This is a genomic window from Kosakonia sp. PSU_27 (genome assembly GCF_039409795.1).
In the GTDB taxonomy this organism is placed as follows: Bacteria; Pseudomonadota; Gammaproteobacteria; order Enterobacterales; family Enterobacteriaceae; genus Kosakonia.
In genome coordinates this window covers 18,679-32,619 of sequence record NZ_JBCIVK010000004.1, presented here as the reverse complement: position 1 = coordinate 32,619, position 13,941 = coordinate 18,679, and the positions used below count along the sequence as shown (strand labels likewise).

14 protein-coding genes and 2 tRNA genes are annotated in these 13,941 nt (G+C 53.3%); 5 read left to right on the top strand and 11 right to left on the bottom strand.

Annotated elements, in window-relative coordinates; genetic code table 11:
- Positions 1 to 160: 160 nt before the first annotated feature.
- The 3 genes from AAIG26_RS10150 to mdtK form a co-directional block, all read right to left on the bottom strand.
- Positions 161 to 237: transfer RNA gene (locus tag AAIG26_RS10150), tRNA-Val, on the bottom strand.
- 12 nt (positions 238 to 249) lie between these two features.
- A tRNA-Val gene (locus AAIG26_RS10145) sits at positions 250 to 326 on the bottom strand.
- A 151-nt stretch (positions 327 to 477) separates the two neighbouring features.
- The gene (gene mdtK / locus AAIG26_RS10140; protein WP_044489373.1) at positions 478 to 1,851 is read right to left on the bottom strand and encodes an MdtK family multidrug efflux MATE transporter; all 1,374 of its coding nucleotides are present in this window, start codon (positions 1,849 to 1,851) and stop codon (positions 478 to 480) included.
- Between the two features lie 313 nt (positions 1,852 to 2,164).
- On the opposite strand from mdtK, the gene AAIG26_RS10135 reads away from it, so the two are divergent.
- Positions 2,165 to 2,806 carry a riboflavin synthase gene (locus tag AAIG26_RS10135; RefSeq protein WP_016496304.1) on the top strand — a complete coding sequence of 214 codons (642 nt, stop codon included), beginning with the start codon at positions 2,165 to 2,167 and terminating at the stop codon, positions 2,804 to 2,806.
- A 31-nt stretch (positions 2,807 to 2,837) separates the two neighbouring features.
- Here AAIG26_RS10135 and cfa read toward each other — a convergent pair whose 3' ends face one another.
- Together cfa and punC are read right to left on the bottom strand one after the other, a co-directional pair.
- A complete protein-coding gene (gene cfa / locus AAIG26_RS10130) occupies positions 2,838 to 3,986 on the bottom strand; it encodes a cyclopropane fatty acyl phospholipid synthase (protein ID WP_045511450.1) in 1,149 nt (382 codons plus the stop codon).
- A 302-nt stretch (positions 3,987 to 4,288) separates the two neighbouring features.
- Positions 4,289 to 5,485 carry a purine nucleoside transporter PunC gene (punC, locus tag AAIG26_RS10125; protein ID WP_343179704.1) on the bottom strand — a complete coding sequence of 399 codons (1,197 nt, stop codon included), beginning with the start codon at positions 5,483 to 5,485 and terminating at the stop codon, positions 4,289 to 4,291.
- A 112-nt stretch (positions 5,486 to 5,597) separates the two neighbouring features.
- Between punC and punR the strand changes: the two genes are divergently transcribed.
- The gene (punR, locus tag AAIG26_RS10120; RefSeq protein WP_016496301.1) at positions 5,598 to 6,509 is read left to right on the top strand and encodes a DNA-binding transcriptional activator PunR; all 912 of its coding nucleotides are present in this window, start codon (positions 5,598 to 5,600) and stop codon (positions 6,507 to 6,509) included.
- A gap of 18 nt (positions 6,510 to 6,527) precedes the next feature.
- Here punR and purR read toward each other — a convergent pair whose 3' ends face one another.
- Complete coding sequence (gene purR / locus AAIG26_RS10115) at positions 6,528 to 7,553, bottom strand: HTH-type transcriptional repressor PurR (protein WP_016496300.1); 1,026 nt, start codon at positions 7,551 to 7,553, stop codon at positions 6,528 to 6,530.
- A 297-nt stretch (positions 7,554 to 7,850) separates the two neighbouring features.
- Here purR and AAIG26_RS10110 point away from each other — a divergent pair, with 297 nt between their 5' ends.
- Positions 7,851 to 7,940: a YnhF family membrane protein gene (locus AAIG26_RS10110; RefSeq protein ID WP_016496299.1), complete on the top strand. Its 90-nt coding sequence runs from the start codon at positions 7,851 to 7,853 to the stop codon at positions 7,938 to 7,940.
- A 168-nt stretch (positions 7,941 to 8,108) separates the two neighbouring features.
- Positions 8,109 to 9,278 (top strand): MFS transporter, encoded by a 1,170-nt coding sequence (locus AAIG26_RS10105; protein ID WP_044489666.1) that lies wholly within the window; start codon positions 8,109 to 8,111, stop codon positions 9,276 to 9,278.
- 54 nt (positions 9,279 to 9,332) lie between these two features.
- On the opposite strand, the gene sodB is transcribed toward AAIG26_RS10105, so the two are convergent.
- Together sodB and AAIG26_RS10095 are read right to left on the bottom strand one after the other, a co-directional pair.
- Positions 9,333 to 9,914 (bottom strand): superoxide dismutase [Fe], encoded by a 582-nt coding sequence (gene sodB / locus AAIG26_RS10100; protein WP_269230869.1) that lies wholly within the window; start codon positions 9,912 to 9,914, stop codon positions 9,333 to 9,335.
- 124 nt (positions 9,915 to 10,038) lie between these two features.
- Positions 10,039 to 10,869: an NlpC/P60 family protein gene (locus AAIG26_RS10095; protein WP_343179703.1), complete on the bottom strand. Its 831-nt coding sequence runs from the start codon at positions 10,867 to 10,869 to the stop codon at positions 10,039 to 10,041.
- Between the two features lie 339 nt (positions 10,870 to 11,208).
- On the opposite strand from AAIG26_RS10095, the gene AAIG26_RS10090 reads away from it, so the two are divergent.
- On the top strand, positions 11,209 to 11,553 hold the full coding sequence (locus tag AAIG26_RS10090) for a Grx4 family monothiol glutaredoxin (RefSeq protein ID WP_343179701.1): 345 nt from the start codon (positions 11,209 to 11,211) through the stop codon (positions 11,551 to 11,553).
- Between the two features lie 38 nt (positions 11,554 to 11,591).
- On the opposite strand, the gene rnt is transcribed toward AAIG26_RS10090, so the two are convergent.
- The 3 genes from rnt to AAIG26_RS10075 all read right to left on the bottom strand — a co-directional run bounded on the left by rnt (position 11,592) and on the right by AAIG26_RS10075 (position 13,935).
- On the bottom strand, positions 11,592 to 12,245 hold the full coding sequence (gene rnt / locus AAIG26_RS10085; RefSeq protein WP_016496294.1) for a ribonuclease T: 654 nt from the start codon (positions 12,243 to 12,245) through the stop codon (positions 11,592 to 11,594).
- Positions 12,246 to 12,337: 92 nt separating this feature from the next.
- Positions 12,338 to 12,745, bottom strand: coding sequence for a lactoylglutathione lyase (gene gloA / locus AAIG26_RS10080; protein WP_016496293.1), 408 nt, complete (start codon positions 12,743 to 12,745; stop codon positions 12,338 to 12,340).
- Positions 12,746 to 12,840: 95 nt separating this feature from the next.
- Positions 12,841 to 13,935 (bottom strand): alkene reductase, encoded by a 1,095-nt coding sequence (locus AAIG26_RS10075; RefSeq protein ID WP_343179700.1) that lies wholly within the window; start codon positions 13,933 to 13,935, stop codon positions 12,841 to 12,843.
- Positions 13,936 to 13,941 lie beyond the last annotated feature (6 nt).

The window sequence follows — 13,941 nt, the reverse complement described above, 5'->3', positions numbered from 1 at the left end:
TAGCCAGGCGGTAACACGAAAAGCCGTGCCGTAAGGTGCGGCTTTTTTTTATGCACATTCGGAGAAGGTAGCTTGATCGCTGTCGCTAACGCAGAGTCGGCGTGGCGGTGAATATATGCTGAGATGAAAAAGAGGGATAAAAGCTGAGAACGACTAAGAATGGTGCGTCCGAATGGACTCGAACCATCGACCCCCACCATGTCAAGGTGGTGCTCTAACCAACTGAGCTACGGACGCACTGAAAAGGAATGGTGCGTTCAATTGGACTCGAACCAACGACCCCCACCATGTCAAGGTGGTGCTCTAACCAACTGAGCTATGAACGCAGTGTTGTGGTTGACAACGGGGACGAATATTAGCGGCAGGCCGGAGATGTGGCAAGCGGAAAATGGCAAATTTCTCACGCAATTCACCTGATTGCGGAACAACTGAGCAAAATGTCGTGAAAGTAGCCGCCAGCGGGCGGCTACCAACGTTTTAGCGCGCAGCGCGCTGCAAAATGGTTGCCGAGGGCTGACGTTGCAGGTAACGCATCCGCAGCATCATCATTATCGCCGCCGAGGTCAGGCCAATAATAAAGCCCATCCAGAAACCCGCAGGGCCCATTCTGTCGACCACTAAATCGGTTAACGCCAGCGTGTAACCCACCGGTAAACCCAGCACCCAGTAAGCAATAAAGGTGATAAAAAAGATCGAGCGCGTATCTTTATAACCACGCAGGATACCGCTGCCAATCACCTGAATGGAGTCGGAGATTTGGTAAATCGCCGCCAGCAACATCAAGTGCGATGCCAGCGTCACGACCTGTGGATTATCGTTATAGATCAGCGCGATATGCTCACGCATTAACGCGGTGAAAATCGCCGTTAACGCCGCCATGGAGATGCCGACCAACAACCCCGTGTGGGCTGAGGTTTTCGCATCCAGCGTTGAACCCTGGCCGAGACGAAACCCGACGCGAATGGTCACCGCCGCTGACAGCGAGAGCGGTAAAACAAACATCAGGGAACTGAAATTCAGCGCGATCTGATGTCCGGCGACATCGACAATGCCCAACGGCGAAACGAGCAGCGCTACCACGGCAAACAGCGTTACTTCGAAAAAGAGCGCCAGTGCAATGGGCAGCCCGAGCTGAGTCAGGCGTTTTAACACCGCGACGTCAGGTTTGGCAAAACGTTGCATCGCTTGAATATCACGCATCGCGCGGGCGCGTTTAACGTACAGGCGCATGCAAATAAACATCACCCAATAGACGGACGCGGTCGCCACGCCGCAGCCCACACCGCCGAGTTCGGGCATACCGAAATGGCCGTAAATAAAGATGTAGTTCACCGGGATATTCACCAGCAGGCCGACAAACCCCATCAGCATACCCGGGATCGTGCGGGCAAGGCCTTCGCACTGATTACGCATCACCTGGAAAAAGAGATAACCCGGCGCCCCCCACATCAACGCACGTAAAAAACGCACGGCTTTATCCGCCAGTTGCGGATCGATGTTGTGCATGGCGTAAATAATATGACCGGCATTCCACAGCACAATCATGATCAACACCGCGACCAAGCCTGCCAGCCAGAACCCCTGGCCAACCTGATGGGCAATTCTGTCGCGACGTCCGGAACCATTTAACTGGGCAATCACCGGCGTCATCGCCAGTAGCAGACCGTGGCCAAACAGAATGGCGGGAAACCAGATTGAGGTCCCGATTGCCACCGCCGCCATATCCGTGGCGCTGTAGCCACCGGCCATTACCGTATCGACGAAACCCATGGCTGTCTGGGCGACCTGCGCGAAAATAACCGGCACGGCGAGCGCCAGTAACTGACCCGCTTCTCTCATATACTTCTGCACGAGAACACCTTTATCTTGTAGTTATAAGAAGAATGGAACGACTAATCAGGAAGGAGTTTTTCCTTGTGCTAAAAAGGATGCCGCACAGCGATGGGTGCGACATGTGTACAAATATTACCTGCTATGGCGCGCTTTTGCCATGCCAGTCATAAAGCAAAGTTATCTTTTAGCACGCGGCGCTACGCTTATCTTCTCGCCAGAGTGGCGGGAAAAAGGGCGGCAGGGCGATTGAAACTGGCAAGGGTAAATTTCACCTGTTATTGTGCGTAAAGAACACGGTAATGGCCGTATGAATGGAACAGGAGTGGTAAGTATGTTTACGGGTATTGTGCAAGGCACGGCGAAACTGGTGTCAATTGATGATAAACCCAATTTCCGCACTCACGTTGTTGAGTTGCCTGAGACGATGCTGGATGGCATTGAGACCGGCGCTTCCATTGCCAATAATGGTTGCTGTCTGACAGTGACGGCGATTAACGGCCGCCATATCAGCTTCGATCTGATGAAAGAGACGCTGCGTATCACCAACCTCGGCGATCTGAATGTCGGCGACTCGGTAAACGTTGAGCGCGCGGCAAAATTCAGCGATGAAATCGGCGGTCACTTAATGTCGGGTCATATCATGACCACCGCCGAAATAGTCAAAATTCTCACCTCGGAAAATAACCGCCAGATCTGGTTCAAAGTGCAGGATCCTGCGCTGATGAAATACATTCTGTACAAAGGTTTTATCGGCATTGACGGGATCAGCCTGACGGTTGGCGAAGTCACCAGTAGCCGCTTCTGCGTGCATTTAATTCCGGAAACGTTGCAGCGTACGACGCTTGGCGCGAAAAAACTGGGGCATCGCGTGAATATCGAAATCGACCCGCAAACGCAGGCGGTTGTCGATACCGTGGAGCGTGTGCTGGCCTCGAAAGAAGCGGCGATTGTCGCAGCAGCCAGCGAAGAGTAAAAATAAACCCCGGCATGCCGGGGTTTATTTTTTAACGCGCGACGCGCAACCCGTGTTCAATACCCCGACTGAAAACCACCTGCCAGAGCTGAATGTCCCGCGCACGAAACGCCCCCGCGCAGGCATTGAGATAATAGCTGAACATCCGTTTAAAGCGTTCCGAGTAGTTGTCGGCGATTTCCGGCCAGGCGGCAAGAAAACGCTCATGCCACGCCATTAACGTACGGTCATAATCCGCGCCGAAATTGTGCCAGTCTTCCATCACAAAGTGTGATTCGCTGGCATCCGCAATCTGGCGCACAGAAGGCAAACAACCATTCGGGAAGATGTAGCGGTTGATCCACGGATCCACATTGTGATCGGTACGTTTTGAGCCGATGGTATGCAGTAAAAAAATGCCATCAGGTTTCAGGTTACGATCGACAACGCGGAAATAGGTCGCATAGTTTTTTGGCCCGACATGTTCAAACATGCCAACGGAAACAATGCGGTCAAATTGCTCGTCGAGATCGCGATAATCCTGCAAACGGATATCGACATCCAGCCCTTCGCAACGCTTCTGCGCCAGCTTTTGCTGCTCTGCGGAAATCGTCACGCCAACCACACTGACGCCGTAATTTTGCGCCATAAACTGCGCCAGACCACCCCATCCACAGCCAATATCCAGCACGCGCATGCCGGGTTTCAACTGCAGCTTTTCACCAATAAGCCGCAGTTTTGCCCGTTGTGCATCGTCCAGCGTTTCAGCGTCTTTCCAGTAGGCGCAAGAGTATTGCATCTGCGGGTCCAGCATGCGGGTAAACAGATCATTACCAAGATCGTAATGTTCTTTGCCCACAATCCAGGCCCTTTTTTTACTTTGCAGATTAAATAATCTTGCTCCGGCAATGCGGAGTGTATCTTTGAAATGGTGCGGAAGTTGGTTTTCCAGCCCGGCACGTAAGACTTTGGTGAAAAATATGTCCAGGCGGGCGCAATCCCACCAGCCGTCCATATAACTTTCGCCGAGTCCGAGCGAGCCTTCCTGTAAAACACGTTTGAAAAAATCAGGATTTTTCACCTGAATATCTGACGCTGCGGGACCGTTGACGCGGATACCTGCGCGACCCAGCAGTTCGTTTGCTATACGGAACCAATTGTCATCCCGTACGCTAACTTCTTCTATACACGATGAACTCATAACTTCTCCATCACTCGCAGTGATCAGAACCTTCAAACAGCGTAGACGCTTTTTCGGGCTTGTGAGAAATCTCACGGTTTTTACCGTGAGGCTGATATCCGACGTAGAACAGAGGAAGGGAGAGGACCCTTGCCGAAAGGCCTTCCATGGGTAAACGGGTACAATCCGGTACCCGTTAATGCATAATATTTATCGTATTTATCAAACAGCCGAAAATGAGTATAGGCTTCAAAATCGGGTGATTCAATAAAAAGCCCGTAGCAAGCTAACCACTGTGTTGTTGATAGTCGCTTGCGCAACTATTAATGCGACGAGGAAGCCACAACCTTTTTGTCTGCTAATTCATCGTGCGTGCGGCGCTGAAGGCGATAACCCAGCGCGACCAGTAGCACCATTGCCAGCATGACACTGGTTGTCGTCAGCAGTGGTGTGGCGATGAGCCATGAGACCACCAGGCTTGCCAGAAAACATAAACCCAGTTGTAGCGTATTCTGCAAGGCGGCTGCGCGGCCGGTTGCCTGCGGGAAAGGACGCAGCGCCTGCGCGACCACGATAGGGTAAATCGCGCCGTTGGCCATTGCCATAAAGCAGAAGGGGATGAGAAGCGCGGCCAGCGACACGTCCGGCATAAAACCGACGGCCCAGGTGGCGAGGACACTTAACGCGAACGCCCCCAGCAGCCATGGCAACAAACGAGAACCCTGCCATTTCTGCAACGCGGCACGGCAACCGTAACCGCCCACCAAAAAGGCGATGGTTTGCGGCACATAACTGAGGCCAATAACCGATGGGCCATAACCCATTTCATGCAGAATAAACGGTGAACCGGTCAGCCAGGCGAAGAAACTGGCTGAGCAGGCGGCATAGATAATCACATTCCCGCGATAATCCCGGGCACGCAGCAGATCCATAAATGTCAGCGGTTGTTCGTGGTGTTCACTTTTCTGCGCGGGTGATTTCAGCCGCCATGCCGGGATCATCAGAATTAACGTTATCGCCAGTAAAGTGGCGAAAATGGCCTGCCAGTTGAAATGCGCAAGGATCCAGGCGCCCAGCAGCGGTGCCAGTGCCGGCGTCAAACCCACCAGCGGCATAATAGTGGCGAAGATGCGATTGACGCGATGCGCGGGGTAGTTATCCGTCACCAGCGCCTGCCAGCTTACTGTCGCGGCGCAGACGCCGACCGCCTGGAGAAAGCGCAGTACCAGCAGCAGGGTTGCATCACGTACCCATAATGTTCCCAGACAGCCCAGCGCGAAAATCGCCAGCCCGGTCAGCAAAATCGGCTTGCGACCATAGCGGTCTGATAGCGGCCCCCATACCAGTTGCGCAATGGCAAAGCCCGCCAGAAACAGGCTTAAAGTCGCGCTAACCACCGCAGACGATGTGTCTAAATCTTGCTGTATCGCGCTGAAGGCGGGGAGGTACATATCAGTGGCTAAAAAGCCGAGCACGCTTAATCCCGCGAGCCAGACTAAAAATCCGTTGCCAGGTTGCATTGGTGTTTCTCTTTAATTGCAGGTAATCAGGGCTGTCGAGTGTAAGGAGTGCATTAGCGCTTGTGAAACGCTAATATTTGCGTAGTGGTTTCAAATTTTTTGCAGGCAGATTATGTGGTCAGAATATTCGCTGGAAGTGGTTGATGCTGTCGCGCGCAATGGCAGTTTTAGCGGTGCGGCGCAGGAGTTACACCGTGTACCTTCTGCAGTGAGCTATACCGTGCGGCAGCTTGAAGAGTGGCTCGCTGTTCCGCTGTTTGAGCGTCGCCATCGGGATGTTGAGCTTACGCCTGCCGGAGTCTGGTTTTTGAAAGAAGGGCGAGCTGTTATCAAAAAAATGCAGATCACCCGTCAGCAGTGCCAGCAAATCGCCAACGGCTGGCGCGGGCAACTGGCGATCGCCGTCGACAACATCGTAAAACCTGAACGTACCCGGCAATTGATCGTCGATTTCTATCGACATTTCAGTGATGTTGAGTTGCAGGTCTACCAGGAAGTCTTTAACGGTGTCTGGGATGCGCTTGCTGACGGGCGGGTGGAGCTGGCGATTGGCGCAACGCAGGCTATTCCCGTCGGTGGGCGTTATGCGTTTCGCGATATGGGAATGCTGAGCTGGAAATGCGTGGTTTCCAGTCGCCATCCGCTGGCGTCACTGGCAGGCCCGCTTAGCGACGATACCTTGCGCAACTGGCCTTCACTTATCCAGGAAGATACGTCCCGCTCGTTGCCGAAACGTATTACCTGGCTACTGGATAATCAGAAACGCGTGATTGTTCCTGATTGGGCGTCGTCGGAGGCGTGCTTATCGGCAGGGTTATGCGTGGGAATGGTGCCGGCACACTTTGCCCGGCCGCGGCTCGACAGCGGTGACTGGGTTGCGCTGACCCTGGAAAATCCCTTCCCGGATGCGGCGTGCTGCCTGACATGGCAACAAAATGAGGCGTCCCCGGCGTTAAACTGGCTGCTGGAATATCTGGGAGATAGCGAAACGCTGAATGACGAGTGGTTACGGGAGCCGAATTAACGGCTCCGTAATAAGCGGTTAGCGGCGGTAGTCGCGGAACGGGCCATCGGCCACGGAACGGCGCTCAACCAGACGCGGATGCACTTCAATAGACTGCGACTCTTCGCGCTTGTTGACGATACGATCAAGCAGCATGGTAAACGCCGTTTCTCCCAGCGAATCTTTCGGCTGGTGAATCGTGGTTAGGGCCGGGGTGAAGAAGCGTGAGTTACGTACGTTGTCATAACCAATCAGGGAAATATCCTGCGGTACGCGTAAACCCATCTCATCGGCAGCGCACAGCGCGCCCATCGCCATAATGTCACCGCCGCAAAAGACTGCGGTAGGGCGATGCGCCTGATTGAGGATTTGCTGCATCGCGCGATAGCCGGATTCCGGCTCGAAATCGCCCTGCACGATCCAGTTTTCCGGCACGCTGATAAGGGCTTCTTCCATCGCTTTCATAAAGCCGGCCAGACGGCCCGCGCCAGTGTTACGCTCCAGCGGGCCGGGGATCACGCCAATATCGCGGTGTCCGCGATCAATAAGGTAGCGCCCGGCCATATAACCGCCTTCAAAGGCGTTATCAATAACGGAATCCGTAAAGTCGGCCTTCGCTTCGCCCCAGTCCATCACAACCATCGGAATATGGCGGTACTCTTCCAGCATGCTCAACAGCGATTCCGGGTATTCGGAACACATTACCAGCAAGCCATCGACGCGCTTTTGCGCCATCATCGACAGATAAGCACGCTGTTTTTCGAGGCTATTCCAGGCATTGCCGAGGATCAAGGTATAACCCTTCTGGAAGCACTTTTTCTCTACGGCTTCGATAATTTCAGCAAAGTAGGCCGCTTCACTGCTGGTGGCCAGCAAGCCGATCGATTTTGTGTGATTCACTTTCAGGCTGCGGGCGACGGCGCTGGGGGAATAGTGCAACTCTTTAATCGCCGCCCACACAGCGTTGCGCGTCTCTTCGGCGACGAAACGGGTTTTGTTAATTACATGTGATACGGTTGTAGTGGAAACGTTTGCTCGTTTCGCTACGTCTTTAATCGTTGCCATCAGATATCACTCCAGACCATATCATAAGCTCCTGATAATACTTAAGGTAAACGTTTGCCTTTAATCACCCTGTACCCATCAAAGGGGGTGCGGTACGCCGGGAAAACGACACTGGACGTCAGGAGGGGAGTCAATGGCCGGTACGCTAATAAATTTAGCGTCGAATTTTGTCTGATCTTGAGCAAAAGGGGAAGTATTAAAACGTTTCTCCTGCGAATTCCCGCAAGATTTTTAAGATAATTTGTGCAAAAATGCGTTATCTCACTTTTTGTGGGGAAATTAAAAAGGGGAAAATTGATGAGCACCGATCTGAAGTATTCTTTAATCACTACCGTCATCGTTCTGAGCCTGATTGTTTTCGGCGGTCTGACTGCTGCACTGCATTGATCTATCGCGAGGGAGAGCCTTTTCTCCCTCGGTTTTCTACCCCGCCATTGTTATCACTTCTGCAATAATCTTTTGTCATTCTGCTAACTTCTGTTTTTTGTGATAGCTGTCATACTTTTGGCTTCAGCGACAGGGTCGCAAGTCGGCATGTCTATTTTGGAGTCACAGATGAAAATTAATTTCCCTTTGCTTGCCCTGGCGATTGGCGCCTTCGGCATTGGTACCACCGAGTTTTCCCCGATGGGATTACTGCCGGTTATTGCCCGCGGCGTCGATGTTTCTATTCCGGCGGCGGGGATGCTGATTAGCGCCTACGCTATCGGCGTGATGGTTGGTGCGCCGTTAATGACATTGCTGCTGTCTCACCGTGGCAGACGCAATGCCCTGATCTTTTTGATGGCGATTTTTACGCTCGGTAACGTGCTGTCGGCGATTGCGCCGGATTACGCCACATTAATGCTGGCGCGGATCGTCACCAGCCTGAACCACGGCGCTTTCTTTGGTCTTGGCTCGGTGGTGGCGGCAAGCGTTGTCGCCAAAGAGAAGCAGGCCAGCGCAGTGGCAACCATGTTTATGGGGCTGACCATTGCTAACATTGGCGGTGTGCCTGCCGCGACCTGGCTGGGTGAAACCATTGGCTGGCGTATGTCGTTCATGGCCACCGCCGGGCTGGGTGTGATTGCCATGGCGAGCCTGTTCTTTTCGCTGCCGAAAGGTGGCACAGGTGAGCGCCCGGACGTACGTAAAGAGCTGTCGGTACTGGTACGCCCACAAGTGTTGTCCGCATTGCTGACCACCGTACTCGGCGCGGGCGCCATGTTCACGCTGTATACCTACATTGCGCCGGTGCTGCACACCATTACCGATGCCACTCCCGTTTTTGTGACGGCGATGCTGGTATTGATTGGCGTTGGTTTCTCCATTGGTAACTATCTCGGCGGCAAACTGGCGGATCGCTCGGTCACCGGCACGCTGAAAGGTTTTTTGATCCTGCTGATTGCCATCATGCTGGCGATCCCGTTCCTGGCGCGCAGTGAAGTGGGCGCAGCCATCAGCATGGTGGTGTGGGGCGCGGCGACGTTTGCGGTGGTTCCGCCGTTGCAGATGCGTGTCATGCGTGTTGCGCATGAAGCACCGGGCCTTTCATCTTCAGTCAATATCGGTGCCTTTAACCTCGGTAACGCGCTGGGTGCGGCAGCCGGTGGGGCAGTGATTTCCGCTGGGCTGGGTTATGATTTCGTCCCGGTTATGGGGGCGATTATTGCCGGGCTGGGCCTGCTGGTGGTGCTGTTCTCTGGTCACTCTCAGCCAGAACGTGCCTGTGCCGCAGCAGAATAAATAGCACAAATGCAAAAAAGGAGGGGCTAGCCCCTCCTTTGTTTTATGCCGCGTTTATGCCGCTAAATTTTTGGCCACGAATGACCAGTTTACCAGCGCCCAGAAATGTTCGAGGTAGTTCGGACGCGCATTACGGTAATCGATGTAATACGCATGTTCCCACACATCGACGGTTAACAGCGGGGTTGCATCGCTTGTCAGCGGAGTGCCCGCATTAGACGTTGAAACAATGGCTAATGTGCCATCCGCTTTTTTCACCAGCCACGTCCAGCCAGCACCGAAGTTTTTAACCGCAGCATCGGTGAATTGCGCTTTGAATTCGGCAAAGCTGCCGAATGATTTGGCGATAGCTGCCGCCAGCTCACCGGTCGGTTCACCGCCAGCATTCGGGGCCAGGCAGTTCCAGTAGAAAGTATGGTTCCAGACCTGGGCCGCATTATTGAACACGCCGCCTTCGCTGGTTTTCACAATCTCTTCCAGCGATTTACCTTCAAAAGCGCTGCCTTTGATCAGGTTGTTGAGGTTGGTGACATACGTCTGATGGTGTTTACCATAGTGGTATTCCAGCGTTTCGGCTGAGATATGCGGCGCCAGGGCGTCTTTTGCATACGGTAATGCAGGTAATTCAAACGACATTGCTATTCTCCTTTCATTATTTTAATGACACCCAATAGCCCTACTGGATGTGCGGATTAGGGTAGCAAATCGAAAGGCCAGACAAAAGAGGGGGTTACCTGCCGCAGGCGCGGCAGGTAAGGGGTTAGCGAATGGTTTTCGGCGTCACGACGCGACGCGCGCCAACATAATGGCGCTGCCAGTAATCTTCACTCAGCGATGTAACCTGAATGTCCTGGCCGCTACGCGGAGACTGAATGAATTTACCATTACCGACGTACACGCCCACGTGATCGGCGGTACCACGGCCCTGGGTACGGAAGAACACCAGATCGCCGCTCTCCAGTTCCGCCACATTCACCGGCGATGCATCGCGCAGGTGATACATTTCATTGGCGGTACGCGGAATACGGAATTTCACCAGATCCTTATATGCGTAATAGACCAGACCGCTGCAATCGAAACCGGTGCTTGGTGAGGTGCCGCCCCAGTGATAAGGCTTGCCAATCTGGTTCATCAGCTTGGACATGGCGGTTTTTTGTGCTTTTTGAATGCGAACTTTATGCACATCGGCGATGGCGTTAGTGCTTTTAACCTTCACACAATGCGGCTTGTGGCCTTTGCGCGGCGTACATTTCTCAGTCCAGGTGACGGCGGTGGTTTTTAACGGGCTGGATGTATTACGACGCGAGGTGATTTTGCTGGCTTTTTTGCTGGTAGTAACTTTTTTATTTGCCGGAGCTTTTTTACTCTCCGTTGTTTTTTTGCTGGTGGTTTTTTCTGCCGGACTGCGACTGTTTTTCTTTGGTGTCTTGTGTGATGTATTTTTTTTCTTACGTTCGGATGCTTTCGCCAGATGCGATTTTTGCACGGCCGACGCTCGCGCCTGTTCAGAGGCACTCGCTAATGGCGTGAAAGAAATCGTGGTGAACAACAAAGCACAGAGCGTGATTGAAGCTTTTGGTATCCGCGCCACTGAGCAATCCCCTGTTAGGGCAAGCATTTAATATGCCTGCAAATGGTTTTTTAAAACTCGTCGATTCTAATCCATAAAAACCCCAAAAGTTAATACTGTTTTTGCATCTATAGCTTCGTTTCGTTAACAAGCGCAAAAAAAAGCAGCAAAACGTTTCTATGTGCTCAAGAGTTAGGCAGCAAGCGGGATGGCGAGTTGAGTTAAGTCATATTCCTAAGGCAACTTTTGCCGACAGACGATAAAATCATGAACGGTGAACAAAATGTTATTTTCCGATGCCCCTCTGAACCGTTACAATGGCGAACATCTGCCGTAGAAGAAGTTGAAGGAAGCATGACAATGAGCACAACACTTGAAAAAATCCAGCGCCAGATCGCTGAAAACCCGATTCTGCTGTATATGAAAGGCTCTCCGAAGCTGCCAAGCTGCGGTTTCTCCGCCCAGGCGGTACAAGCGCTCTCTGCATGCGGTGAACGTTTTGCCTATGTAGACATTCTGCAAAACCCGGATATTCGCGCAGAACTGCCGAAATACGCTAACTGGCCGACCTTCCCGCAGCTGTGGATTGAAGGTGAACTGGTTGGCGGCTGCGATATCGTGATTGAAATGTATCAACGCGGCGAATTGCAGACGCTTATCAAAGAAGCGGCGGCAAAACATAAAGACGAGCCGAGCGCAGAGTAATTTCTGCCAATAAAAAAGCGACCTGACGGTCGCTTTTTTTATGCCTGATTTTCATCCGCGATGGGCAACGGCCAGCCGCCAAGACGCTTCCAGCGATTGACGATTTCGCAAAATAGCAGGGCGGTTTGCTCTGTATCGTATAGCGCGGAGTGCGCCTGCGAGGCGTCAAACGCGATGCCCGCCGCGCCACACGCTTTTGACAGCACCGTCTGCCCGAGAGCCAGTCCGCTTAATGACGCGGTATCGAAAGTGACAAACGGGTGGAACGGGTTGCGTTTCAGTGAAGCGCGTTCCGCAGCGGCCATCATAAAACTGTGATCGAAGGTCGCGTTGTGCGCCACCATAATAGCGCGGTTACAACCCTGATCTTTAATGCCTTTGCGCACCATTTTAAAAATGGCATGCAGGGCGTCATGCTCACTCACCGCGCCACGCAGCGGATTGCCCGGATCAATGCCGTTAAAGGCCAGCGCTTCGGGTTGCAGGTTCGCGCCTTCGAAAGGCTCAACGTGGAAATGCAGCGTGCTGTCGGGCATGAGCCAGCCTTGTTCATCCATTTTCAGCGTAATGGCGGCGACTTCCAGCAGCGCGTCGGTTTTGGCGTTAAACCCGGCGGTTTCAACATCAATTACCACAGGGTAAAAACCGCGAAAACGGTCGCACAGACCAGTCAGTTGAGCGTTATCGGACATCAGGATCTCTTGATACGGGAAAATGGCAGCGCATTATGGCAAATTTTACGAAGGGATGTAAAACAGCGGGCGCAAAGCGCGCCCGGAGGGGATTAGTTACCCAGGCCTTTACCGGCGTCTTTCTCTTCGATCAGCTCGATTTTGTAACCGTCCGGATCTTCAACGAAGGCGATAACCGTGGTTCCACCTTTAACCGGACCCGCTTCACGCGTCACATTACCGCCGTTGTTGCGGATAGCTTCGCAAGCTTGCGCCGCGTTTTCCACGCTCAGCGCGATATGACCGTAAGCATTACCCAGATCGTAGCTTTCCACGCCCCAGTTGTAGGTCAGTTCAATCACCGCTTCTTCGCTTTCCGGGCCGTAGCCAACGAAAGCCAGCGAATATTTATATTCCGGGTTTTCACTGGTACGCAGCAGCTTCATGCCCAGCACGTTAGTATAAAATTCGATGGAGCGTTGCAGGTTGCCGACGCGCAGCATGGTGTGAAGTAAGCGCATAATATCCTCTTGTATGAATGTGTTAAAGTTCCGAATAGAAACACAGTTTTAGTATAGCGGCGCAGACCCGCCGCTATCAATGAACAATCAGAGGATCACAGAGAAGGGTAGTCGGTGTAACCTTCCGCGCCGCCGCCATAGAAGCTTTCCGGGCGCTGTGGGTTCAGTTCCACTTTCAGTTGCAGACGTTTTACCAGGTCCGGGTTGGCGATATAGGCGCGACCAAAGGCTACCGCGTCAATCAAACCTTTCTCGATCAACTGTTCCGCTTTTTCCGGGGTATAGGCACCTGCACCAATGATCGGGCCGTGGAAACGTGCGCGCACTTTTTCACGGAACGCGTCGGTGTACGGTTCACCGCCGGCCCAGTCCGGCTCTGACATATGCAGGTAAGCAATACCGCGCTTGCCCAGTTCCTCGATCAGATATAACGCATCGGCTTCTTCGTTCGGGCCGTTATCCATGTTCTGGAAAGAACCGATCGGAGACACGCGAATACCAATGCGCTCTGCGTCCCACTCTGTGCTTACCGCGTCGACCACTTCCAGCACCAGGCGCGCGCGATTTTCCACGCTGCCGCCGTACTGGTCGGTACGCTGGTTCGCCGACGGTGAAAGGAACTGGTGCAACAGATAACCATGGGCCGAGTGCAGTTCAACCAGATCAAACCCGGCGTCGCGCGCATTGGCAACGGCCTGGCGGAAATCATTAACGATACCCGGGATCTCATCGGTTTCAAGCGCGCGCGGCGTGGAGGTGTCTTCACGCGTGGCGTTGCCGTTGGCATCACGCAGAGAGGTACGCGTTCCCGCGTTGATAGCTGACGGTGCGACCGGCGCGGCACCACCCGGTTGCAGACTGCTGTGCGAGATACGACCGGTGTGCCACAGCTGTACGGCGATACGGCCGTTTTCGCTATGCACGGCATCGGTGATTTTCTGCCATGCCGCAATTTGTTCTGCGCTGTGCAGACCCGGTGCGCCGGCATAGCCTTTCGCCTGCGCGGAGATTTGCGTGGCTTCGCTGATAATCAGGCCGGCGCTGGCGCGCTGACGATAATATTCCGCCATTAACGGCGTAGGAATATCACCCGGCTCGATGCTGCGCAGTCGCGTCAACGGTGCCATAAAAACGCGGTTTGGAACGGTAATAGCGCCCACTTTCAGCGGCGTAAATAATTTACTGGACATAACAAC